We start from the raw sequence: 1,926 nt of genomic DNA, 5'->3' as shown, positions 1-1,926 counted from the left end.
CGCCGCGAAGCTGATGCCCAACGGCGGCTCGCTGGTGACCATGACCTATCTCGGCTCGGAGCGGGCCATCCCCAACTACAACACCATGGGCGTGGCCAAGGCGGCGCTGGAGGCGGCGACCCGCTACATCGCCCGCGACCTGGGACCGAAGGGCATCCGCGTCAACGCCATCTCGGCCGGGGCCATGCGCACCCTGTCGCTGGCCGGCATCTCGGGCGGCCGCGGCATGATCGCCCAGGGCCGGGCCATGTCGGCGATGAAGGAGGACACCTCCATGGAAGGCGTCGCCGGCTGCGCCCTCTGGCTGTGCTCCGACCTCGGCCTGTCGACCACCGGCGAGGTCATCCACGTCGACGCCGGCTTCCACATGATGGGCCTGCCGGACGGGGAGGAGGGCTGAGGCCCTCCCCTACCGCCCCAGCGCCGCCCGCTGCAGCGCGAACAGCTCGGCGCAGCCGCCCTCGGCCAGCTGGAACAGGCGGTCGAACTCGGCGCGGGTGAAGCCGCGCTTCTCGCCGGTGGCCTGAATCTCGACGATGGTCCCCGAGCCGGTCAGGACGAAGTTGGAGTCGGCCTCGGCGGTGGAATCCTCATCATAGTCGAGGTCCAGCACCGGCTGGTCGCTGCACACGCCGCACGACACCGCCGCGACCTGGTCGAGGATCGGATCGGCCTTCATCACCCCCTCGGCCCGCAGGTAGTCGAAGGCGCTGGCCATCGCCACCCAGGCCCCGGTGATCGCCGCCGTGCGGGTGCCGCCGTCGGCCTGGACCACGTCGCAGTCCAGCACCACCTGCCGCTCGCCCAGCGCCTTGAGGTCGACCACGGCCCGCAGCGAGCGGCCGATCAGCCGCTGGATCTCCTGCGTCCGGCCGGTCTGCTTGCCCGAGGCGGCCTCGCGCCGGCCGCGGGTGTGGGTGGCGCGCGGCAGCATGCCGTATTCCGCCGTCACCCAGCCCTGCCCCTTGCCGCGCATCCAGCCGGGCACGTTCTCCTCCACCGAGGCGGTGACCAGCACCTTCGTATGGCCGAAGGTCACGAGACAGGAGCCCTCGGCGTAGCGGTTGACCCCGGTCTCCAGCGTCACGGCGCGGAGTTGTTCGGGGGCGCGTTCGGAGGGGCGGGCGGCGGTCATGGCGGAAATCCTTGGAAGCGGTCGCGGCGCTGCTTATCCTGAAACCGTGAGCCTGTATTCCCCCTCGTCCGCGCCTTCCGCCGTCCGGCTGCGCCCGGCGACGCTGGAGGACGCCGGCCTGCTGGCCCGATGGGACCGCGAGCCGCACGTCATCGCCTGCTCCACCGACGACCCCGACGCCAATATCGCCTTCGGCGGCATCGACTGGCGCGAGGAGCTGGCCGACCAGTCGGAGGTCGGCTTCTACCGCATCGCCGAGGTGGACGGCCGCGCCATCGGCGTCATGCAGATCATCGACCCGCATCTGGAGCCGACGCATTACTGGGGCGAGATCGAGCCGGACCTGCGGGCCATGGATATCTGGATCGGCCCGCCGGACGCCCTGAACCGGGGCTACGGCACGCAGATGATGACCCTCGCCATAGACGCGGCCTTCGCCGATCCCAAGGTGACCGCGATCGTCATCGACCCCCTCGCCTCCAACACGGACGCGCATCGCTTCTACCGACGCCTCGGCTTCCAGCCGGTCGGCCGGCGGATGTTCGACGAGGACGACTGCCTCGTGCACCGGCTGGAGCGGGCGACGTGGGAGGCGCGGCCATGAAACCGCCCCTGCTGACCTCGACCGCCATGCAGCCGGGCGGCCTCGTCGCCCTCGACGAGCGGGCGCGCGACATCTTCCGGCGCATCGTCGAGACCTATCTGCAGACCGGCGAGCCGGTCGGGTCGCGCACCCTGTCGCTGACCGGCGTCGCCCTGTCCCCGGCCTCGATCCGCAACACCATGCAGGA

General features: G+C 71.2%; 3 protein-coding genes and 1 pseudogene. 3 read left to right on the top strand and 1 reads right to left on the bottom strand.

Annotated features, from left to right (window positions below; genetic code table 11):
- On the top strand, window positions 1-400 hold a 400-nt coding region (locus VGD32_RS08270; protein ID WP_331031419.1), incomplete at its 5' end, for an enoyl-ACP reductase FabI.
- 9 nt (window positions 401-409) lie between these two features.
- On the opposite strand, the gene rph is transcribed toward VGD32_RS08270, so the two are convergent.
- A complete protein-coding gene (rph, locus tag VGD32_RS08265; protein ID WP_331031418.1) occupies window positions 410-1,135 on the bottom strand; it encodes a ribonuclease PH in 726 nt (241 codons plus the stop codon).
- A 46-nt stretch (window positions 1,136-1,181) separates the two neighbouring features.
- Between rph and VGD32_RS08260 the strand changes: the two genes are divergently transcribed.
- Together VGD32_RS08260 and hrcA are read left to right on the top strand one after the other, a co-directional pair.
- Window positions 1,182-1,739, top strand: a complete 558-nt coding sequence (locus VGD32_RS08260) for a GNAT family N-acetyltransferase (RefSeq protein WP_331031417.1) — start codon at window positions 1,182-1,184, stop codon at window positions 1,737-1,739.
- 26 nt (window positions 1,740-1,765) lie between these two features.
- Window positions 1,766-1,926: pseudogene (gene hrcA, locus VGD32_RS08255) on the top strand (heat-inducible transcriptional repressor HrcA); the annotation flags it as partial.

The organism is Brevundimonas sp., from assembly GCF_036402095.1.
Lineage (GTDB): Bacteria > Pseudomonadota > Alphaproteobacteria > Caulobacterales > Caulobacteraceae > Brevundimonas.
The sequence above is the reverse complement of the archived record's forward strand: the minus strand, read 5'-3'. Positions and strand labels throughout refer to the sequence as shown.

What these genes read in the sequence shown, in the direction of transcription:
- rph (WP_331031418.1), bottom strand. Translation starts at nt 1,135, where the DNA reads ATGACCGCCGCCCGCCCCTCCGAACGCGCCCCCGAACAACTCCGCGCC.